This window comes from Bradyrhizobium sp. 172, assembly GCF_023101065.1.
GTDB lineage: Bacteria > Pseudomonadota > Alphaproteobacteria > Rhizobiales > Xanthobacteraceae > Bradyrhizobium > Bradyrhizobium canariense_D.
This window is the reverse complement of record NZ_CP064701.1, coordinates 6,826,338-6,849,174: the sequence shown is the minus strand read 5'-3', so window position 1 is coordinate 6,849,174 and position 22,837 is coordinate 6,826,338. Positions and strand designations below refer to the sequence as shown.

The 22,837-nt window shown below is 57.7% G+C and carries 13 protein-coding genes; 10 read left to right on the top strand and 3 right to left on the bottom strand.

The genetic code is table 11. The features are described from left to right. Entirely contained in the window at positions 1-909 is a 909-nt protein-coding gene (locus tag IVB07_RS40825; protein ID WP_346659450.1) for an MATE family efflux transporter, read from the top strand. A gap of 69 nt (positions 910-978) precedes the next feature. Here IVB07_RS40825 and IVB07_RS32535 read toward each other — a convergent pair whose 3' ends face one another. Beyond that, positions 979-1,236, bottom strand: coding sequence for a hypothetical protein (locus IVB07_RS32535; RefSeq protein ID WP_247454874.1), 258 nt, complete (start codon positions 1,234-1,236; stop codon positions 979-981). Positions 1,237-2,057: 821 nt separating this feature from the next. On the opposite strand from IVB07_RS32535, the gene IVB07_RS32530 reads away from it, so the two are divergent. The 4 genes from IVB07_RS32530 (at position 2,058) to IVB07_RS32515 (ending at position 8,714) form a co-directional block, all read left to right on the top strand. Then, on the top strand, positions 2,058-3,545 hold the full coding sequence (locus IVB07_RS32530) for a pentapeptide repeat-containing protein (RefSeq protein WP_247767206.1): 1,488 nt from the start codon (positions 2,058-2,060) through the stop codon (positions 3,543-3,545). A gap of 206 nt (positions 3,546-3,751) precedes the next feature. Then, positions 3,752-4,636 (top strand): pantoate--beta-alanine ligase, encoded by an 885-nt coding sequence (locus IVB07_RS32525; RefSeq protein WP_247767204.1) that lies wholly within the window; start codon positions 3,752-3,754, stop codon positions 4,634-4,636. Positions 4,637-6,364: 1,728 nt separating this feature from the next. Continuing rightward, positions 6,365-7,276 (top strand): TauD/TfdA family dioxygenase, encoded by a 912-nt coding sequence (locus IVB07_RS32520; RefSeq protein WP_247767197.1) that lies wholly within the window; start codon positions 6,365-6,367, stop codon positions 7,274-7,276. Between the two features lie 1,117 nt (positions 7,277-8,393). Continuing rightward, a complete protein-coding gene (locus tag IVB07_RS32515; RefSeq protein WP_247767195.1) occupies positions 8,394-8,714 on the top strand; it encodes a transposase in 321 nt (106 codons plus the stop codon). Between the two features lie 855 nt (positions 8,715-9,569). On the opposite strand, the gene IVB07_RS32505 is transcribed toward IVB07_RS32515, so the two are convergent. Both IVB07_RS32505 and IVB07_RS32500 read right to left on the bottom strand, forming a co-directional pair. Then, a complete protein-coding gene (locus tag IVB07_RS32505) occupies positions 9,570-10,064 on the bottom strand; it encodes an FAD-linked oxidase C-terminal domain-containing protein (protein WP_247767193.1) in 495 nt (164 codons plus the stop codon). Beyond that, positions 10,039-10,791 (bottom strand): FAD-binding oxidoreductase, encoded by a 753-nt coding sequence (locus tag IVB07_RS32500; RefSeq protein ID WP_247767191.1) that lies wholly within the window; start codon positions 10,789-10,791, stop codon positions 10,039-10,041. The genes IVB07_RS32505 and IVB07_RS32500 overlap by 26 nt, the downstream gene beginning before the upstream one ends. 1,493 nt (positions 10,792-12,284) lie before the next feature. On the opposite strand from IVB07_RS32500, the gene IVB07_RS32495 reads away from it, so the two are divergent. The 5 genes from IVB07_RS32495 (at position 12,285) to IVB07_RS32475 (ending at position 22,400) form a co-directional block, all read left to right on the top strand. Beyond that, the gene (locus tag IVB07_RS32495; protein WP_247767189.1) at positions 12,285-14,162 is read left to right on the top strand and encodes an ABC transporter ATP-binding protein; all 1,878 of its coding nucleotides are present in this window, start codon (positions 12,285-12,287) and stop codon (positions 14,160-14,162) included. 2,140 nt (positions 14,163-16,302) lie between these two features. Further along, positions 16,303-17,163: a MaoC/PaaZ C-terminal domain-containing protein gene (locus tag IVB07_RS32490; RefSeq protein WP_247767188.1), complete on the top strand. Its 861-nt coding sequence runs from the start codon at positions 16,303-16,305 to the stop codon at positions 17,161-17,163. 1,169 nt (positions 17,164-18,332) lie between these two features. After that, a complete protein-coding gene (locus IVB07_RS32485; RefSeq protein WP_247767186.1) occupies positions 18,333-19,181 on the top strand; it encodes an acyl-CoA thioesterase II in 849 nt (282 codons plus the stop codon). A gap of 446 nt (positions 19,182-19,627) precedes the next feature. Continuing rightward, positions 19,628-20,500 carry an acyl-CoA thioesterase II gene (gene tesB / locus IVB07_RS32480; protein ID WP_247767179.1) on the top strand — a complete coding sequence of 291 codons (873 nt, stop codon included), beginning with the start codon at positions 19,628-19,630 and terminating at the stop codon, positions 20,498-20,500. 841 nt (positions 20,501-21,341) lie between these two features. Next, positions 21,342-22,400: a phosphotransferase family protein gene (locus IVB07_RS32475; RefSeq protein ID WP_247767177.1), complete on the top strand. Its 1,059-nt coding sequence runs from the start codon at positions 21,342-21,344 to the stop codon at positions 22,398-22,400. Positions 22,401-22,837: the final 437 nt, after the last annotated feature.

The window sequence follows — 22,837 nt, the reverse complement described above, 5'->3', positions numbered from 1 at the left end:
ATGGGCGCGGTCAACCGGCCGGAGCCGATCTTGTGGATCACGCTGGCGGCAATCCCCCTCAACGCCGAGCTCGTGTATCTGTTGGTCTATGGCAAGTTCGGGCTGCCGCGGCTTGAGCTGTTCGGTGCGGCGCTTGCGAGCACGCTGGTGAACTGTGCGATGTTCCTGGCCGGTTTGTGGTTTGCCGAAATGCGTCGTCCTTTCAGTAACTACCACGTGCTTGCAGATCTCTCGCAATTGGATTGGCCCTTCTTGCGACAGCTGATCGTGATCGGAAGTCCGGTCAATCGCCTCCCTGATGCAGTACGGAGTTTTGTCCGCTGCTGCGCTCCTGTCGCTGATCAGCACCAGTGCACTCGCGGCTCATCAGATCGCACTTCAGATCACCGTGATTACATCCATGCTCGCTTTCGGCATCAGCTTGGCGGCGGCCGACGCGTTGGCCATGCGGTCGGCCGCAACGGCGGTCCTGGCATCGAGCGGGCAGGCCTGGTCGCGATGCTGCTCGGTACGCTAATCGCTGCCTTGCTGACCGTTGCGGTGATCGTCGCGCGTTCTGAGATCGCCGAGCTGCTTTTGGACAAATCGGCCGAAGATGCCGACGCAAGGATCGGGCGGACTGCAGAGCTCCTTGTGGTCGCCGCGAGCCTTTTTGTCACTGATGCCGCGCAGAGCATTGTGGCGGGCGGTCTGCGCGGACTGAAGGAAACTCGGGTGCCGCTTCTGTTCGTCGGCATTGCCTACCGGGCAATCGGCTTCTCACTTGGCCACGTGCTTGGTTTGAAGATCGGGCTTGGTGCGACCGGCATCTGGATTGGCTTGTCAATCGGGAAGAACATCTATACAGGGCCCCTCGTCCTCCGTTTCCCGCTGCGGGCGAGCAGGTGTGCATTCAGAGCCGTCACTTGATTGCGTAATGGCGGTTCTTGGCGAGCGGGAATCCAGGAATGCGAGGCGACTCCGGGGGTCCCTCCGCCTTCAAAGAGGGCAAGGCGTCCGATTGGAAACAAAATTCTTGACCGCGCAGTCACCAGCAGTTCCGTGCCTTTGCAAAGGCACATCGAAACCAATTTGCCGGCCCAGTTTGACATCCATCTCGTCCTTGGCAACGACGCAACCACAAGCATCCAAGGAGCTGGCCCGCCCGAAGTCCAGGCTGGCACATTCTCTCCAGCCTATGCTTCCTGCCTCAACCAGGTCGAGCGCTTCCTCAGGCTCATCACCCGTCACGCCCATCCGGCATCGCCGAGCTCGTAAGAAAGTGCGATAACCGACCCTCGCATGTAATACAATTGTACGCCCTGCATGTGAACTCCTGACCCGAACACCGCCCCCGGAACCTCGCGCGACGTTGTTGGTGGATTTCCGGAACGGAGCTGCGTCGCCGGGACGAAAACTGAGGAACACGGGCGGCGAATTGTGGCTCAATAGTACGACATCTGGAGAATGCGCCAACGTGCATTGAAGGCAAACGTCACTCGACGGTCATGGAGAGGGACATCGCACTTGTCGTCGAAGCGATAGAGAACAAGCAGGAGCCGCCGTTGCGAGCGTCGGGGATGATTGTACGGTTTGTGACAGGACGCAAGTCCTTGTCAGTTACCAAAGCCCAGACGCCTTCTGCCGAGCGCGGTTTCTAGACAATGATTCAACGTCTGTCAGGATAGATGAGGGACGTGGCACAGACGTTGCTATTGAAGTGCATCGTGAGGCCGACTGTTAGAAGCACGAACTCGGGGGTAGCCGAAGTTGCGGCGTTTTTCGCTCGACTGTCGACAGATCGATTAAGTACCCAAGGGTGACGTCCTGGGAGATCAACTCCGTCTGCTGCAACTTGCTCAGGCTTTTCGTGCGTGTCGGTTCGTGATGGCGCAATTCAAGAGGCCCGGTCAGGTAAGTTAGATCCTGATGAGGGATGATGCTTAACTCGCAGAGAGAAATCCCAAGAGGCGCTCGCGGCAAACCTTGGCGACTTCAAACAGGCGGGCCATGCAAAAAGCGCCCGGCAAACGAGGCTGAGAAAGTGCGCTCGTCATGGAGAATGGAAGAGCCTGGCAATGACGCAAGCTACCGACGCCACTAGCCATTTCAGCGTGCCTGAGGAGTTGGATATCCGTGCCACAGCGCTAAGCCAATCTTCGGCAGATGGCGACTTTGTCCGGTACTGGAGCCGAAACGGTGATCGGGCGTCTGCGTTGGCTGCGGTGGGAAGGCGAACCGAGGACGCGATCGAGAAGACCGGCATCGGCCTGCGGCTATCTTCCGAGAACTTCAACGGTCACGATCTATCTGGATTTCCGTTGCGGCGATGCATCCTCAATCGTGCGCAACTTCACGGAGCGAAGCTGGATGGAGCCGATCTGTCCGAGGCCAACCTCATTTGCCCGGGATTAGAGCGAGCAAGTTTCCGCGGAGCCAAGCTCGACTTTGCGTATATGCATGCTATTGCCGCACAGGTTTGCAATTTCGACGATGCAAGTCTGCGCAATCTCATCGATGCAACGGGTAGCCTATTCCACGGGTGCAGCATGCGAAGGACCCGTTTCGACAACGCAGTGCTAAGTGGCGTCCTCTTTTATCAATGTGACGCGAGCCAGGCTGTCTTTGATGGCGCTGAACTGCAAGGATCGACCATCAACGAATGCTACCTGCCTTGCTCGTCCTTTCATTTTGCCAAGTTAAACCAAGTTACGATGACGAAGGCGCATCTGACCGGCAGCTCGCTTTTGCAGTCAAGGGGGGAGTTTCTATCAATCCTGCGCCCCACTTCGGTCGATAATCTTGTCCTAGAGAACGCTCATCTTCCTTACTTCAGGCTTTCAAAGGCGAGCGGTCGCATCCTGGCCAAAGCGCTGAGCGCGCCCTTTGCGGATTTCAGCCTCTCAAATCTCGCGAAGGCGGAGCTCGAGGAGGCAGATCTATCGGAGGCGCGACTTCTGTCGGTAAACCTCGCTAATGCCAACCTCGTCGGCGCGGTGTTGAACGGAGTATCCGTTCGTTCTTGTCAGCTCGATGGAGCTGATCTATCTCGCGCATCAGGGGAAGCCATTTCGATCTTCGAGAGCACGATGCGATCCGCCCAGTTGCGCGGCTTCCGTGCGCGCTGTGCGTTTATACGCGATTGCGATATCGATGATTCAGATTTTTCGCAGGCCTACCTATATCGCTCAATGATTACCGGTGATCCTCCACAGTCCATGGCTTTGAACCGCGCCAATTTCGAGGGAGCCAACCTTGTTCAGTCCTATATTGCGGCAGGAATGACTGGCAGCAACCTGGAAGCGGCCCGTACGGCATACGTTCGAATGAATCAATCCTCGCTCTGCAAGACTAACTTGAGTGGAATTTCACCTTTCCAGGCAAGCTTTGTAAAAACAGACTTCTCGGGTGCAAGGATAACGACCTTTGAACCGCCCTTTTTTGCAGACAGATGTCCTGGGCTCCAGGCTGCTTTGAAGGACGTGGAAGATCAGAAATCCGAACCTTCAGAGTATTTGGCTGAGTTCTCATCGCTAATGAGGCGCGGTCGAGAAGGATCGACCTGATGGGCTAAAGGACGCATGACCATTTGGGGCGCCTGTCATCATAGAGAAGGACAATAGAGAAGCGGGATGTGTCCCCGTTGTGGCCGGACTCCAGGCGCTCATGAGCTCATCCGCCGCGCCGTCGATGTGGCCGGTAGCGCTCGCCATGGGTCATGTCTGCTCGAGCAGCAGGGCTGCCGGGCAATCAACAAGACGGAGTAGGAAGCATGCATCTAGCGTCTCTTTCAGCTGGCAAGACCTTCATTACGGACGTAGCAAGAAGAGAGCAGACTATCGGCACAGTACACACTTTAGGAGCATTGCATCTGGGCCACGCGGAGTTAATCAGAAGGGCCGCAGCCGAGAACGATGTGGCCATTGTCACAGTCTATCCGAACAAGATTCAGCTTAGCCCAGGTCCTGAGTACGAGTTCAATTTGGAGGATGACATTGCGCTTGCGCTGGGAGCGGGCGCTTCTGCCGTCATTTCAACGACCGACGCGGAGATGTTTCCGCCAGGATATCGCACCTTTGTATCTCAAGGGGATTATCCGCTGCGTGCGAGCGGGCCTCATGGGCTCCTCAAGGAAGGTATCACCGGATGCATCCGCTGGATTTGTTTTGCGCGACCAAATCGCAGCTATTTCGGTTTAAAGGATATTGGACAGGCCCTTCTCGTGAAACAAGCGGTCACAGACTTGCTTGTTGATTGCGAGATACGTTTTGTGCCGACAGTACGATACAGGAACGGAGTGCCCATTTCATCGCGTTTGCGACACTTCAATCGTTCTGAGCTGGACGAGCTTTCGTCCCTCTTCATGGCGCTGGACCATTTGAGAAAAGAGGCCGCGCGGGGAGTATCTTCCGCCAAAGACCTGATAGCGTCGGCAAAACCGCTGATGAAATTCCGACGGTTTGAACTGGAAAGTCTCCGAATCGTTGGCGCGGACAGCTTTGAAGATCAAGAGCAGATCGAGCTTCCCTTTGTAATCAGTGGAATCGCCGTTGGCCACGGTCTCAGAGTGCCAGATAATATCTATGTGCCGGATCAAGATACGCTTTTGGATGGTCCTGCAGATATATGGATCGATTTGCCCGAAGCTAGGATCTGATGTCCCTGTACAGTCGCAAGCTTGAAGAGACGGGCTGCGGTTCGCGCATTGGGCTCTGATCAGGAAAGACTCTTTTTAGGAAAACTCCTCGGCCAGCGATAGACGCATTTCCCGTGATCTGGATGACGTGGCGGCATTCACAAGCGGCTCAGCGTCACTTGCATCGGAATCCGTAGCGCGCGGGATGATTTGGCAGGCGATATCCACATGGGCGTGACGGGCCACTCGGCGCGCTCTACTTCAGAGCCATGCGGCGAGGTTGGCGTCGTTTTCTCGACGAGTTTGGGTTGTCGGGGGGCACTCCAAGGCAATCCTCGCAGCGTCAATGTCAAACGCGCGCTGCCGGAAGCATTTCGTCGCTTCGAGAGTATTTATCGACGAGCCCATTGAATTCGAGGTCTTTCAGGTAGGCGCCCGTTTGCCGCAAACGCAGTCCGGGTCCTGCCTAAAGCGCTGACCGCCATAGCAGAAGCGTAGGCGGTGCCCGCAAAGAGCATGCTGGAGAACATCAGCTTCGTGGTAACAAATGATGAGGGTGAATCGCCTTCCTCATCGGGCTCTGATCTATCTCCGCGGTGGTGGAGACGTTGATTGCGGTCTTAAGCCGCTACTTTGTTGCGCATTTTGGCGCTTTTCGCTGCCGCTTTTCCTCGGTCGTCCATTGGCGCGTCGCCGCGTGCAAGCATGATTGTCCGCTTGCCCATTCGCGATCTGCGCCGCGTCGGGCAGTCGTAAGAGAAAAACTCCGGATGATTGAGCCGAGACAGATTCGCTCTTTCTTGGGGTGTGTTGCGCGCACGAATCACTCGCCCAGGCAATGTCGTACGGCTTCGCGTGCTTGGCCACTCCCGACTTCTCGAGGGAAACATGTGACGGCGCTCACCTTATCGTGACATTTATTGCGAGCGGGCGGATCCTCGTCAGCTATACGTTGCTCCAATGCTTGATCATGATGTTTCCACTTAAAGCAGGTCCGACTTCAGGTTGCATGTCGATGTTCCTCGTGTTTGGAAAGCGCATCCCGCAAAACGGGTGATACAGCCCGTGTTAAACCGGGGCGGGAACTGCTAGAGCATACGGGGTATCGATCTCTCGCTTCGCGAGCAGTCGGCACCTGCTCCATCTGTGACAGACGGGTGAAACAGCCGCACACAACGGGAATTCGATATGGCGACAATCTTGCCTAACCTATAAAATGTGCGTGATGTGTCAACAATCGAAGGTAGAGTAACTTGATCGCGCCGATTGGTTAAGACTACAAGCTATCCATTCCGTCCTGACCACCGCGATTGTACCTATTGCGACGCGTGAGAAATCGTCTTCCTAAAAATAGCTTGGTGCCTGGCTCGCCGACAAAATGAACATTTCACATCGTCGAAAAGAAAGCTGGTTTCGTTTCATGGACTAGACATCGATTGACCGTATGATTGAGATGTAAGAGCGAGGTAATTCATTATGCTGCACGTCGATCCCGGCAGCGTTGCCGGCCTTTTCCGTCGTCTGATCGGAGCCGATGCAAGAGTGGCTCTGATCGCAACAGAGAGGGGCACATGATGATGATGGTCGTGCGTGCCGATGACCCGGCGTGGCTCTGTGTGGCGGATGCTGGAGCACATTGCGGCCGAGTAGGATCCGTCAACAAACCGATTTCCTTCGCCTCCCCCATTAGTCTCGCGACGAAGTATCGCGCAGCTTTGTTTTAGGCATCACGATAGTGAGAGCATGATCATGAGCAACGTGACGACAATGGATAATGTCATTCCGCGATCGGACGTCGTCAAGTCCGCGGCCCGGCTTGGTGCCGAGATCAAGAACATCAGGCTATCGGACGGATTGTCCGACGAGGTCATCTGCGCCATTAGCCAGTTACTTCTCGAGCACAAAATCATCTTCTTCCGTGATCAGGGACATCTCGATGATGCCGAACAGCAGCGCTTTGCCGTCCGCCTCGGCTCTCTGATCCCGCGTACGATAAAGGGAACATTGACCCCGGACATGGCGCCGGGCCGCGGCAGCGGTCGTTCCGACCGGATGCACATGGGTCTCAGCTTCGGTGAGTCATGTCCGAAAATCTCAGTACTGCGCGGAGTCGTGATCCCGCCTGATGGCGATGACATTATTTGGTCAAACACTGCGGCTGCATATCATGATCTTCCCGAGCCGCTGCGAATGCTGGCCGACAACCTCTGGGCGGTGCACTGCAGCGCCTTTGATTGCACCGTGACCAGGCACGCCATCGAGATGGACACGCAGCAATTCGATAATGTCTTCACCGGAACAATCTGCGAAACCGCGTGTCCGGTTGTTCGCCTACATCCCGAGACGGGCGAGCGCTTGCTCGTGCTCGGACATTCTGTGCAAAACTTCGTTGGCCTAGAAAAATATGCCAGCCAGAAGCTGTTCGACCGGCTTCAATCCTACCTCACAGCGCGGGAAAATACCGTGAGCTGGAGCTGGAAGTTGGGCGACGTCGTAATCTGGGATAACCTGGCGGCCGAGCGTCGCTCCCTCAAGGAATCGAGCGATCGAGATCGCGTGGTGAGCCCCATCGCCATCGATGGCGATGTGCCGCTCAGTATCGGTAGTCCTTGCAGCGTGGCGCGCACCAGGTCAAAGCCACAGGCCGCCAAGGCTGCCTAGTTGGGGCTGATCTGGTATAACGCGACAGACGCGAAGTGATTTGAAGGTGCCTCGCAAGACGGCGTCCTGTCTGGCAATAAGCTACAGCACCGAGCTCGTCGATGCGAACCGCCGGCGTGGCATTCTGATCCAGGCATGCGTCGCCTCGATCCTGCTCCATCCTCGAGAACGACCTGGATCGCACCTGTTCCCACGAGCATTCTGAACACCAACCCTGCGCTAGGGCGAGATAAGTAACCAGGCGATTTTCACTGAAGCCAATGAGTGCTGGATGCTCACCATCCCACCCACGAAGCCGTAACGAGCTCGGCTTGAATGGCATGGCCAACTCCTTCGAGGAACAGTGACGAATATCTGATCTCAAAGCATTGCCGTTCGAAGATTGCATCGACGGCTGCTGGTCGACCGAAAAGCCGCGGAGCGCATAGTTTACCAAGCCCGCCGAAGCAGCGGTAATGTTGAAGACAAAGGATTCGGAATTCGAAATGAAGCGGACGTTTCGGACAAATGCGTCAGTGAATCGCTGCGCGGTGACGAGCGTCTTCTCGTATTTGGGCCTCTTTCGACGTCGCCATTATTCGACATCTGCATGAAAACGGCCAAGTTCTCGTCTATTGTGACCAGTTTGGTCGCAAAATACCCATGTGCCCCTTTAAGCTGATGAAAGCAGAGCGTGCCGCAATGGACGTCTCGAATTTCCATCGATCGCAATTTTGGGCCCGCCCTAGTGGAGCCGCCGGGAAAGCAAGCTCGAAGCAATATTTCGGAGTGGCACAGCGGACCGAGCCGCTGATCAACGCCCTCAGTGGGCGAGGTCCGGCCTGGCTAATCCGCGCGTACATGCTGAACTTGGCTCGGGATCGTCCTTCTTGTTCGCTCACCAGACCTCGTTCGGAGTTTGCCGGACATTCATTCAGCATGCGCTGGCGTGAGTCCGGTAGCGAACCCCGGAACATTGGTCGCGCAGTCTTGGGCCGCCGCCCCGAACCAGGGCGCCTTGTTGCGCCATCGAGCGACAGGGCTGCTGGTGCGCGGGAGAGCTATGACGGCTTACGCCATCCGAGCTCATTCTGCTTTAAGCGGGTTCTTGGTTGGCAGGGCCAAGGAGGGAGGGACGGTGGCCGGGCTGGATGGCGACGGGCTGCCGCTGCCATGCAATGCCCGTATGACACTGGATGTTCTTGTGAACCAACTGAAGGAATTGGACCAGCAAGTGGATGCCATCGAGCGAGAGCTGCCTCAGATCCACAAAGTAAATCCGGTGGCGAAGTCGCTTTCCTCCATTCCCGGAATTTGTGCGATAGCGGCCACGGCTCTCGTTGCGACCGCGCCCGATCCGACCATGTTCAGCGCTGGGCGAGAATTCGCGGCTTGGCACGGCCCGACGCCTAAGCAGAATTCTACCGGTGGGAAGGATCGGTTCGCGGATAGGAAATAGGGCGAATACTATCTCAGGCACTTCCTTGTCATCCAATCGGCGTAGCGTCGTCTGGTAAACAAACCCGCGCTCCCGAGCCGGAGGCGGATCGAAGCTCTACTTTAACGGCGTCGGCGCATGGGCGTCATCGGCCAGTGCCTCGCGCCGCAAGACGGTGGTTCGACGCTCTAAGAGGGCCTTCTTTGGAATTCACCGTCTCATTCCCGTCAGGAGGTTGGAAGGGCAAGCCGCTCGATGGGTTGAATGTGGCGATCGAGACGGTTACGACCCTGATCGACGTTGCGCGATCGCAGTGCTTGCAGGATCAGGCGATGATTAGGCCGTGCTCGCCAGCCGCTACTGCACGCCATCGCGACCAATAACTGAGAATCTGCAAGCTGTAGCCCGTGGCGAGCAGGCCCGACATCGCGGAAGGTGCCACGATGGCGTAAAGGCAAGGTTAGCCTCTCAAATTCCTGAACTGCTTTGCGCCTTGTCTCCTTCAGTCAGGGCGAGCTCTATCCGCGCCAAATGCTGAGAGACGCCCGCGACCAGTTCGAGCGCGTCGCGCATCCCGGCGATCTCCTTGTGGGTATCGAACGGAGCAACCCGTCCCCCGCGAGGAGGCAGGGCAATGACAAGGTGTTGGGCCTCCACTTGCCGAAAGGCCTCACGCACGTTCGACCGTTCCGACCGAGATGCCCGCCCCGTCCTCGCGTCCTCTCACATCGTGAAAATTCGTTCGGATCGAGCGCTCGTTTGAGCGTACGCATCGTTTCAATTTCCTCCCGCGTCCTACTCATCTTCAGATACGGCCGCTTAACTATGCCGATGCCGTGTTCCGCTGAGATCCATCCGCCGAATTCGCTGGTGATCTTAAGCAAGCCTCTCCAACTCCTGCCGCCTATCGGGCGTGTGCTCCTGATGTAGCTCGACATGCAGGTTACCATCACCGGCGTGACCGAAGACGATCGTGAACGCGCCGGGGTCGATCTCCTTAATACGCGCGACAATTGTCTTCACATATTGATCCATCCGGTTGATGGCGATACTGACGTCGAGGGCGATACGTGCAGCATAAGGAAACGTCCGGGCAAGTTGTAAGCTGCAATCGCGGATACGCCATATCGCTGCTGCAGAGGCATTCGACGTCGAGAGCGTCGCGTCAAGAATCATGTTCGCGCGCATTGCCGTATCGAGCAGCTTTTCGAGATCGGCGTGGACACGATCGGCATCGTCGCCAGAGGCCTCGATCAAGACATAAAAGGGATAATCGACCGGCAGCGGCCGAACCATGCCGTTCACGCGCTCGAGCGCGAGGCGGTAGTACTCGTTCCACATCACCTCAAATGCTGTCAATTCTCCGCCCAAGATGTTTTCGCGCCATTCCTAAGACCGAGATGACTTGTGTAAAAGAGGGCAGGGCGCAAAGCGCCACTTGCCGCTCCCTAGGGGCGGGAAAGATGCGCAAGGCGGCTCGCGTCACCACGCCGAGAACTCCCTCGCTGCCTATGAAAAGCTGCTTAAGGTCGATGCCAGTATTGTTCTTGATGTATTTGCGTAAGCCCTGTAGCACCGTGCCATCGGCGGTGACGACTTCGAGGCCGAGGATCAAGTCGCGCGTCATGCCGTACCGAATCACGCGATTGCCGCCGGCATTTGTCGAGATGTTGCCGCCGATAGTACAGCTACCGCGCGCGCCGAGATCGAGCGGGAACATGTACCCTTCCTGCCCGACCCGGTCCTGTATCGTTTGCAGCGGCGTGCCGGCCTGCGCCACGGCTACGCCTGATGAGATGTCCACCTCCTCGACCGCAGTCATCAGTTCCATCGACAGCACAATTTCATGTGGATTCGGCAGAGCGCCGCGCACCAACCCGGTCATGCCGCCCTGCGTCGTCACTGGCACTTTTTCGCGCTGACAGAACCGAAGCAAGGATGAGACATCTTCCGTCGTCCTTGGACGGACGACCGCTCGCGGCTGGGTGACCGGTTTACCGGCCAAATCGTGGTAATAGCGCGAGGCAATGTCCGTGCCAGTCAGCACCGAACCCTTGCGGAGCGCCTTGCACAGTCGGTCGATGAAGCTGTCGGTCATGTCCCTCACTCAAGTCAATCATGATGGCATGGCCCCCTGTTAGAATGCTGGAGCGTTCTCATTGGCCTACGGGCGAGGTTCTCAGCAGCCATTTTGCTGTTTCCAGAACCACAAAGCCGTTGGCGCATTCATGCACCGGTGTAGCAATCTTCATCGACGCCCCGGGAAGAACCCAACTGCTCTCGGGCTGCGGTGTTTCCCAGTAGCAATCGACGTGCCACTCATGGAATTTATGCGCCTTCCTTGGCGGAAGAAACCACGCGTACCTCCCAACGCAGCCGCGCTTGATGCGCTGTACTTGCATCGGCCAGAGTGAATTTCAACGTTGGTTGCGTCTGCCGCTGGGGTAGGTCAGCCGTGCTCGACAGTACTCGCAAGGCATTCTTTCGGGCGCAAACGACCGCCGATCCTGTTCGGTTTCTGACGACGGTATGTCGGCCGTCGCGCTCAAAACACCAGCCACCGTCTGCCGGCGTACGGTTTTCCAATCCCAAACAACAACTTAACACGTTTCAAACGTGCTGGCACGGGTGTTGCTAAGTAAAGGCAGCTACAGAGGTGACACAAGACCGATGCTCTGTTTTTCCGATGTTCGAGTCGTGAGGGCATTCGTGCTGCAGCCGACATGCCACAAAGAAGTTCGGCCGCACTGTTGTATGATGCTGGAGCGAGAGACGGGAAAATGGCCAATTCTAGAAAATCGGTTGCCGCCGGAAAGCCGTCGCGTGCACAGCGCGTTCTATCTGAAAGCGCGCGAAAGCGGCGTAACAGCGTCAGGCCATTCCAGCGCGTCATTTTATGTGAGCTGACGCCTAGCAGGGATGTCGCACTTGTTCCGTCAATGGACGTGTGTGCAAGTCGGGAATATGCACGCTGTGAAAGTTTATGATGCGAACTGAAGTGGGGTTTTGGCGTGACGACACAAGGGTTACGCTTGCTTCAAGCGGTAGCGCCAATTCAGCGGATCTCGAGCCTGCGGTGGAGATCCCGCCTCGACTCCGGAGGTGGGCCGCAGGATCTATTGGCGTGCTCGTCGGCGGCGACTGTGGCCGGAAATCCTTCGGTGACTACGGTCCATCAATCTACCGCAACGTCACCGATATCCGTGTGGTCTTGCAAGACCGCCAGATCGGCTACAAACGAGGCCGCCACCGTGGCGGCGTCATTCGACGACGTGCATTGACATGGATGCGCTCACGGGCTTGCCATTTGGCAGATTGCACCCAATACATCCGTAGGCTGCGCCTCGCCATTCCGACCGACAAGGCTTTTCGTGGTCGTGTCTTGTTCAACGATCGCGCACCTACGCCCGCTGTTCTTGGTGGGTTTTCGTCCGTGCCGTTGACCGCCGGCGTTGATCCGGACCAACGTCCCGCTCGCCCAAAGCACCCCACGACCTACTGTTTTCCGGTGACACTTCTGTCGTTCCTTGCGTCACCGCGCGTCAATTTAGATGGAGTCGGCCCGCTCTGTGAGTGCGGCCGGATTGCGCCATGATTGTTTCCGACGACAAACGACCCGCCGCGATCAACGAGGTGATCCCTTTCGTGTTCCAGCAGTGGCTGAAGCAGCCTGTCCGCCTCACGATCGTCTTCGTCGGCTTCTTAGGTGCATCAGTCGCCGACCTGTTCATGCCGGTCTATTCGGGCCATCTGGTCGATGCATTAACGTCAGGCCCGTCCGATTTGGCCGCACGGCATGCGGCGCTTGTTGCGTTCGGCGGCATCGTCGGGCTGGGTCTCGTCTCGCTCATCCTGCGGTTCGCTGGCCTGCAGGCGATTGTGCCATTCACGCTCAAAACGATCTCCGATGTGGTGCGCGAAGCCTTTATGCGGGTGCAGCGCTTCTCGACCGATTGGCACGCCAATTCCTTCGCCGGCTCGACCGTGCGCAAGATTACGCGGGGCATGTGGGCGCTCGACCTGCTCAATAACATCATTCTGATGGCATTGTCGCCGTCGCTCGCCGTGCTCGTGGGATCGATGATCCTGCTAGGCCTACACTGGCCCGCACTAGGCGGCGTGATTGCGGTCGGCACCGTAATCTATGTCGCGATCACTCTCGCAATGACGATCGGCTACATCGCTCCAACTGCACGAATAGCCAATGCCTGGGATACCAAGGTCGGTGGCACGCTGGCGGACGCGCTCACCTGCAACGCCGTGGTGAAATCATTTGGCGCGGAGGCGCGCGAGGATGCGCGGCTCAACGGTGTCATGAACCGGTGGCAGGCACGGGTGTCGCGCACGTGGCTGCGTGGCAACGCCACCAATGTGTCGCAGCACGTGATGCTCTTGTGCTTTCGCGGTTCGGTAATTGGCGGCGCTATCCTGCTGTGGTTATCGGGGTACGCCTCCCCGGGCGACGTCACCTATGTGCTGACGAGCTATTACCTTATTCACGCCTACTTGCGTGAATTGGGCATGCACATCAACAATCTGCAGCGTTCGGTGAACGACATGGTGGAACTTGTTACGATCAGTGGCGAGGCGATCGGCATCATCGATGCCCCCGGTGCCAAACCGATCGATGTCAAGGGCGGAAGGATCACATTCGAGGATGTGACCTTTCACTATGGGGGGCACCGCGCGCCGCTCTACGACGGATTGTCGATCGACATCCGTGCCGGCGAACGCGTTGGGCTGGTCGGCCGTTCCGGCTCGGGCAAGACCACGTTTGTCAAGTTGGTGCAGCGGCTCTATGACCTCTCCGGCGGCAGGATCCTGATCGACGGTCAAGATATTGCTAAAGCGACACAGCAATCGCTGCGCAGCCAGATCGCGATCGTGCAGCAGGAGCCGATCCTGTTCCACCGCTCCCTGGCTGAGAACATCGCCTACGGCCGCCCCGGCGCCAACATGGCGGCCATCGAGCAGGCAGCGCGGCTCGCCAATGCGCATGACTTCATCCTGCGGCTGCCGAACGGCTATGGCACGCTGGTCGGCGAGCGCGGCGTTAAGCTGTCGGGCGGTGAGCGGCAGCGGATCGCGCTGGCGCGGGCGTTCCTCGCGGACGCGCCGGTGTTGGTTCTGGACGAGGCGACTTCGAGCCTCGATTCGGAATCCGAGGGACTGATCCAGCAGGCGATGGAGCGGTTGATGAAGGGACGCACTTCGATCGTGATCGCGCACCGGCTGTCGGCGGTGCGCAACCTCGATCGCATTCTGGTGTTCGATCGCGGTGAGATCGTCGAGCAGGGCACCCACGGCTCCCTGACTCGGGCCGACGGCATCTATCGATGGTTGTTCGAACGGCAAGCCAGCGATAGGGTCTCGGAGACAAGCGAGCCGGTCACTCCGGACCCCTGCGAAGCATCGAAACCCGACAATCGGACGCCTTCTGGTCACGTCTATATGGTGCGTCAAACTTGAGCACTATTATCAGGAGCTGGCAGGCCGTGTGCCCCGCGGAAGTATCCGGATGGGTGTTCGGTCACGATGCAAGTGCAACACCTCCTAAGGTGTTGTTGCGATGGGACGATGTTATGGCCATCTCAGCCTTGAAGAGCGCGTTGAGATATACCGCCTGCATGCAGGCGGTATATCTCGAAATCAGATTGCGTCTGTGGTTGGCCGGGCGTCATCGACGATCAGTCGGGAACTTAAGCGTAATTCGAGGCCGACGAAGGTTTGGGCCGGCGGCTACGAACCGGTGCGAGCCCAGCTATTGGCCGATCGACGCAGGCGGTGGGATTGTCGCTTCAAGCTGGCACGCCAGCCTGGCCTGCGAAACCGCGTGAGCTAAAGCCTTGCGATGGGACCGCCTTGGCAGAAAGCAAGGCGGCGTGGAAAACTCAATCGGACGCTTGCGACGATCGCTGCCTCGCAAGACCGACCTCAATCTCCTTACCGCCGCCGATCTCAGGAGGTACGTAAAGCGCCTCAACGATACGCCACGTAAATGCCTGGACTTCAAGACACCCGCCGAGGCATTCTCTGAGCTTAAATCAATCGTTGCACTTCAAACGTGAATCCATCGGTGTTCCGAACGACGTTGTTCGTACTTCCACGCAAACGCCTGCGACAGGGGTCGCTCGCCCAACATGAACATTCGTCTTAGCGAGACGGATCATCATCCTCTCGGACAAACGGGAACGATCTTAGCCGCGTCACCGAGCCGTGCAGAAGCTGCAGGCTATTGCCATCCGCCCTCTGATCCGCGCGACTTGTTCGGAGAGCCTGTTCAACGAAGGCTCGTGGAGTTGCACCACCTGATCCGGCTCGATTATCATAAGAAAGTACGGAGCGAGGGGACTTTGTCAGATAGCTTCATCCCGTTCCGCGCCTCCGTCTGGGTCCATGTGTTTTGGTCGCCTGCCAAACATGTTTGTCCGCTCAGTTACTGGAGAGGGCGCGCAGAGTGGGTGCAACTTGCCGTGGACTGCGTCTGCAATGATCCGCGTTCGTCATTCGCCTCCGCTTGCCGCGTCTACGCTACGCTCGGTTTGCCTCAATCCGGGTGCCCACATTTCGGGACCGCGATGAGGTTGTCCGATTCGTCAATCACGATCCATCAGCTGCATGCATGTGCTAAAGCTTGAGGAAGAATTCACTCCAATTTAGACCACCAACTGGAAAGAACGCCTTCAGAATTCAGAACCATGGGCGCGCTCGGCGGGCGGTGCGATTCGCGCCCGGTGCCCCCAGGTAGAAAACGTCAGTATACTTCGCGTACGAAGGTCAAGGCTGCGAGTTTGAATGTCGGCAGCTGGACTCAAAGTGGCCTAGCACGGATTGGAAAAATGCGCCGGGAGAGCGGCAGAATATTGAAGCCGAAATCCATTCTGCTGACCGTTTAAGCTGCGTCCTGGCGGCGCCGAGCGCTCTGTTCTTGTCCAATTTCTGACAGGCACAAGCCCCGGTCAGGTTCAGAACACTGGGGACTTGGATGTTGTTGGGGTTTCGAACGCGTGATCAGAGGCTTAGAAGCGGTGAGACGTTGGCACGGCCGTTGCTATTGAGATCAGCAACACTCGGTTGCGCGCCAATCTCGCACGGAAGACGATGGATGCTGTTCCCTTCAACCTCTGTGTCGCCTGTCCTGAACAAAAAACCTCACGCCCCGCCGAAGTCCAGATGATGAGCGGCCAGCATGAGCATCGCGGTCCGCGGACGCGCCAACTCTTCGCGCGACTATGCCGATACCTATGCCGTGGAGCGCCAGCGAGCAGCCAAGCCTCGAATTGGGCCCGGTTCAACCTCCGCCGTGAGAGGCCTCGCCTTCGCGGCATGCAAAAAAAACGCTGGTCAGCCAGCGCCGATCTTGCGACGCCCGAGCGCATGAGCCGCAATTGTGCGCGCGTATTGAGAAGGGGCGAGGTCGCGATAACAAGTTGCTATTCGAGCAGAGCCGCCGCTTCTCGCTGTCGTTGCGACATAAACCTCGCGAAAACCTTGGGCCATGGCCATCAACGGCCGGCTCGCATGTACACAAAAGTTGACCGAGCGTGGACCTCCACTGCCGCGCTGTAAGGTGGCCTGACGTCAAAGGGAACAACGAGGGAGCGGCCCGATGCCGATCGACTATCCCGCCATACTCGATCTCAAGTCCGAAGCCGCTCCCTATTCGTGGAGCGATCGCGAGGTGATGCTGTATGCGCTTGGCATAGGCATGGGCTCCGATCCGCTGAGCTTAAAGGAGCTGCAGTTTGTCAACGAGGCATTTGCAATATCGAAGCCGCTGAAAGTGGTGCCCACCTTTGCGTCGGTCTGCGTCTGGGGGGCGCGACCGGGAGTCATCGACATCGACCGCGTCATGGTCGTTGATGGCGAACGGGACATCACATTTCACAAGCCGATGCCTGTCGCGGCCAGCGTTACGGCGGATGCGCGCGTGCGCGGCGTGTACGACAAGGGCGAGGAGAAGGGCGCGATCATCCAGAACGAAGTCGTGGTCAAAGATGGGGAAGGTGACAAGATCGTCACGATCGCTTCGTCGACCTTTGCCAGGGGCGACGGTGGCTTCGGTGGACCATCAGAGGGAATGCCCGAGCCGCACCAAGTACCTCGCCGAGCGCCGGACAGATCAGTGGATATCCCGATCCGGCCCGACCAAGCACTGCTCTATCGTCTATCGGGTGATCGAAATCCCTTGCACAGCGACCCGGAATTCGCGCGTAAGGCCGGTTTTCCCAAACCCATTCTCCACGGTATGTGCACCTATGGACTGACCTGCAGAGCCGTGTTGCAGACGTATGCTGACTACGATCCCTCTGCCTTCCATCGTCATCGCGTCCGCTTTTCTGCCCCAGTGTTTCCGGGTGAGATCATTACGGTGAATCTCTGGAAGGACGGCCATTCGATTTCGTTCGAAGCTCATGTTCGGGAGCGCCAAGTTACCGTCGCCAGAAATGGGCAGACGCTGCTGGGCTGAGCTGTCTAGGTGAAGATGCCAGCGGAATGGCAAGGCGCCCGTGCGGCCTTAGACGCCCGGAAATCGAGGCCTGCCGGTATGGCGAGGTGGCGCTTGGTGCCCAGCATTGCTTTGCCTAATTACGATCCCATAAAGGCGAAGGTGCAAAATCTGAAAAGGCCTTTCGCTCTGCTGCCGTTTGGTGATCCGCCTGAACGATCCGGCCGCGCTTGGTGGTCCGCCAAGCCGCGGAAAGGGAGATGTGAGCGGCTATCTACTACTCATATCTTACGGCGCGCGTGCTGCGAGTGTACTGCAGTACCGCTTCAGAGCGGGCTAACGGTGTGAGCGTCGCAAGGAGAAGGCCGCGCCGGCCATCGAGGATGAAGCTTCCGCCGAGCGCGCTGTCGCAACACTGACCTTCCTGGCTGCGCTAAGCAGCCGTTGCCAGATGCAAACCGGGCGAGTGGCGCCAGCTTAGCGCGCACTTTTGGCGCGGAGGATGAGTAGACCATAGCGCTCGTCAGCTGGGCAACAGCTCACCCAGCGGAGCAACCGGATGGAAGGCGATCATTGCAACGATCGACCTAGAAACTACTTTCCCGGATTGCCCTGGAGCCACAGGGAGCAGAAGGCGCTTGCGAGATTAGAGGCCGCATTAGGCTTATTTCCCCGTATGACAGCGCGGACGCGCTTCTTTGTTCTAATTGCGAAAGTGCAAGGGACGTCGATCTAATACGAAGCCTCACCTGTGAGATAATTCCGAAGGACCATCGTCGCCAAACGTTCGGCACGAGAGGCGAAGGGTGTCCTTCGCGTGATTGTCGTGCTCAGCTGTGTTCGGTTTCATATGTATGTTCAGACCGCGACGCGCGGGTGTAAGTATTTCGCCGGCGCGGCACAAAGTAGATGGATTTGCGGCTCCTCTGGGATGCACAGCGTCTTATGGCACGCCGATTGCTGCAGCGAGCGTAAAGCATCGTTGCGAAATGCTGACAGCCCGTGAGTTCATGAGAAGGTCTCGATCTATCCAAGTCAATACCACAGACAGCAGCACTGTCGCGTGCCGTCTCGCAAATTTGCGTTTGAATCGTGCGGTTCGAAAGAACGCCCCGAAATCTGGAAATTTTTAGGTTCACAGCTGTGTGCCATGCCCGGGAAGGACGCCAAAGAAAACCGAAAGAACATCAATGTCCGAAAGCCTAATCGACCTGCTCGCTATCTTCGACGTGGAACCGATCGAAACGAACCTATTCCGTGGCAAGTGTCCGAACACTAAGGCGCAACGGGTGTTTGGCGGCCAGGTCATCGCGCAGGCGATGATCGGGGCATGCCGTACGGTCGAGGGTCGGCTACCGAACTCGCTGCACGGCTATTTCATCCGGCCCGGCGACCCTCGGGTGCCGATCATTTACCAGGTCGAGCGGCTGCGTGAGGGCAAGAGCTATTCGACGCGCCGCGTCACCGCCATCCAGCATGGCAACGCAATCTTCTCGATGGTGGTCTCGTTCCATGCCGGGGAGGAGAGCGCGTTTCACCACCAGGACAAGATGCCCCGAGTGCCGCCGCCGGAAAAGCTCGTAGCGGGGAAACTGCCTAAACAGCCGATGTATTGCGAAACGACGGAGTTCATCCGCCGCTATTACGCGATAGAGTTGCGCCCGGTCGAGATCGGCCGTTATGTCGGTCAGAAAACTGACGACGGTCGCGTTCATATCTGGATCAAGGCCGCAGCGAGGTTGCGCGACGATCCAGCGCTGCATATGTGCGCGCTTGCCTATGCCTCCGATTACTCTCTGCTCGATGCGGTAACGGCGCGCTACGAGCGCCCACTGTTCGACAAGAGGCTGATGATTGCAAGTCTCGACCACGCGATGTGGTTCCACCGCCCGTTTCGGGCCGACGAGTGGCTACTTTACGCCAAAGAGTCGCCGAGCGCGCAAGACGGACGCGGTCTCGTGCGCGGCTTAATCTTCAAGCCTGACGGCACGCTGGTCGCGTCTGTCGCCCAGGAAGGCTCGGTTCGCGAGCGACGCTGAGCCTTCAGTATAGACGTGTTGAAAATTTCGAAGATCCCAGCGCCGTCGATCCTCCGGCACGTGATGCGTTCATGTCTTTTTCATGTGCCTTGTCGTGTCCGGGCGGTGTCTGGTTGGCAGCCCGACAGTAAGCGGAAGTGTCGTTGCCGGCGTGGGATGAGCACATCGATTTCGCAGCTGTTCAAGTATACCGTCGTGGCACGGTGATTGCTAGGGAGCATCATTGGAATGGTCGACGCGGTAGTCTCGCTCGCACGAGTTCACTAGGAATTCTCGATCTGTCCAATTCAATGTAGTCGCAGTTGGGCTCCTTACCTGCGAAAAGATGGACGAAAAACAAGAATCGCGCCGGGATGGCGCGAAAGAATGCCAGATCTCGAGAGCTCGGCTTCGTCACTTGGCCGGCATGCCGGGGAATGATGCCGAGGAAGAACGAAAGCGCGTCAATGTCAAAAACCTCGATCGATCTATCCGCCATCTTCCACCTTGAACCGATCGAGGTGAACCTATTTCGCGGCAAACAGTCAAACACTCGCTCGCAACGGGTGTTCGGCGGCCAGGTGATAGGGCAAGCGATGGTCGCGGCATGTCGCACCGTCGAAGACAGGCTGCCGCATTCGCTGCATTGCTATTTCATTCAGGCCGGTGACCCGCAGGTTCCGATCATCTACCAGGTCCAACGGCTGCGCGATGGTAAGAGCTATTCGACACGGAGCGTAACCGCGATCCAGGAGGGTAATCCAATCTCTTCCATCATGGTGTCCTTTCATGCAGGCGAGCCAGGCGCCTTCGACCACCAAAACAACATGCCCGATGTTCCGCCGCCAGAAGGGCTCACCGTCGAGGAACTATCCAAGCGGCCGATGTTTCCTGACATGCCGGAATTCATCCGGCGCTATTATGACTTCGATCGACCGATTGAATTGCGTCCGGTCGAGATTGGCCGTTATGTCGGTCAGAAGATCGACGACGGCCGCTTCCATATCTGGATCAAAGCCGCAGCAAAGCTGCCCGATGATCCCGCGCTGCATATGTGCGCCCTGGCCTATGCCTCAGATTTGTCGCTGCTCGATGCCGTAATGGTGCGTTATGGCCGCACTCTGTTCGACGGGCACATGATCTCGGCGAGCCTCGATCACGCAATATGGTTCCACCGCCCGTTTCGGGCCGACGAGTGGCTACTTTACGCCAAAGAGTCGCCGAGCGCGCAAGGCGGACGCGGCCTTGCGCGCGGCTTGATCTTCAAGCGTGACGGCACGCTGGTAGCGTCCGTTTCTCAGGAGGGCTCGGTGCGCGAACGTCGTTCGGTTTCCAATTGAGCAAAAACGTTCGGCGATCGGCAGTCATGCGCCTCACCCACGCCAGCAGGATTGCGATTAGGCCAATCAGCATCTGCGGCTGCGTGGATGTTCGTGCTGTGCCCTCCGCTCGCGCGGCCAATAACCTGCTTGCGCTCCCACGTTTTCTGCTCGCTGTCGAGCGGTGCGCTTTGACGTGCGTGGCGTCGATCATTTGCGTGTCCGTAGCGCGCGTCAGGCCGGCAAGCTCCCGGAACAGGATTTCCCATGCCCTACGTCACCCAGCGGACAAAGCGATTGTAGATTCTAGCCGCAGGATCACACTAGCGCAGCGACTTCTCAAAAGATGAACGATGCCGGTGATGACGCGGAGATCATCTGCAGGCTGAAACCGCGCGGACGAGGACGTTCAGTTCCCCCTCCGACTGTTCGTCACTCACGCAAGGTCGCAGCCCGCTTCCACGCGAGTCAAGATCGTATTGTCAGCGCAGAGAAAAGACGCCTGACCCTAGTCAGTTTCAGCTCCGCCCGTTCGCATCGCCAAAAGATTGACTTTTGCCTCCTGTCCGGCCGCTTGAGATCCGCACAAGAGGTTCGAGGACGAGTGAGTACTGTTGAATTGGCATCTAAAGACGAACCAGCCTGTGAATCATCGATCAAGCGGCGCAGACCTTGCGCCTGCGCGTCCACGAGGAGCGGAATCCGCCCCGACCAAACCAGGACGCGTACCACGCGTCTGATAACCCGATGAAATGCAGTGCCGCCCGGTTGTCAGACTTGGACTTCCGAAGTATGCAACTGCTCGGGTGATTAATGAGAAGCGGCCACGCGTGACGCTTCACGAAATTCGAGGAGCGTCACCTTGGCCGATGGCGTCAGGAAGGACGAGGAGTTTTCGGGCACGAGACCCGTCGAAGAGCGACATCGCATCGACGAGATCCGTCTTGATCGTTGGATGCGCAAGCATGTCGAGGGCTACTCCGGCCCCTTGACCGTCTTACAGTTTAAGGGAGGCCAATCCAATCCCACCTACAAACTCGACAGCCCCGGCCGCTCCTACGTGATGCGCAGAAAGCCTTTCGGAAAATTGCTGCCGTCGGCGCATGCGGTGGATCGCGAGTTCCGTGTCATCTCGGCGCTCGGCGATCAGGGCTTCCCGGTCGCGCATGCATTTGCGCTCTGCACTGACGATGCCGTCATTGGCACGACCTTCTACATCATGTCGATGGAGGACGGACGGGTCTATTGGGATCCGACCTTGCCGAGCGAACCGGCCGAGATGCGACCGAAGATTTTCCGCAGCAAGATCGAGACTCTCGCGAAGCTGCACATGTTTGATCCCGATAGGATCGGCCTTGCGGACTTCGGAAAGGCTGGCAATTATTTCGCGCGCCAAGTCGATCGCTGGACCAAGCAGTACCGCGCCTCGGAGACGCAACATATTCCGGAGGTTCAAAAGCTGATCGAGTGGCTGCCGAGCACGGTCCCCGAGCAGAAGCGTGTCTCCATTGTGCATGGCGACTATCGGCTCGACAACATTGTCTTCCATGCAAGGCAGCCGCGCGTGATCGCGGTGCTCGACTGGGAATTGTCGACGCTCGGCGATCCCATGTCCGATTTTACCTATCTGTTGATGCAATGGATTAGGCCGGGGCTTGCGACCGCCGACCTGAAGGCGCTCAATATTCCTAGCATGGACGAGACCGCGCAAATCTATTGCGACTACACGGGCAGCGAGCTGCCGGATTTGAACTGGTATCTTTCGTATAATCTCTTTCGCTTAGTCGGCATGACCCAAGGCATCGCAGCCCGGATCCGAGATGGCACAGCCGCCAATGCCAAGGCGATCGAAGCTGCCAAGCGCACCGTGCCGCTCGCGAAAGCGTCATGGAAATATGCGCAGAAGGCGGGCGCGAGGTAACGGAAATCGTTGAAACGAGCTCGATGTTAGGAAAGTTCTAAGTGACCAGTTCTCGCATCAAGGTCAATAAAGTCGGTCAGAGGGCGTTGTTGGCCCGTTGAACCGGCTGAAGCTCGTGCGCCGCGGTTCGCGTCGAAACAGCAATAGCCCTTCTATCAAATGTACTCCTTATCAGAGTAGGTAGTGTCTCGATCCTTGTTGACGGTGTACGGCAATACTATGACAGCATACGCTATATCGCAGGTCACAGCTGGACGGAGCACAGACATGAATATCCTAGTTGACCCGCTGCACGTCCCATTGCTGCAAGTATATGATCATGCCGCCGCCGCAAGGGGAACGACAGGATCCGATTTCCATAGGTCTGTCGCGATCGCGTTGACTAGATCAACAAAGGCGCCCACGTCTCCAACTTTAAAGCTTGATCGCTCCCCAAC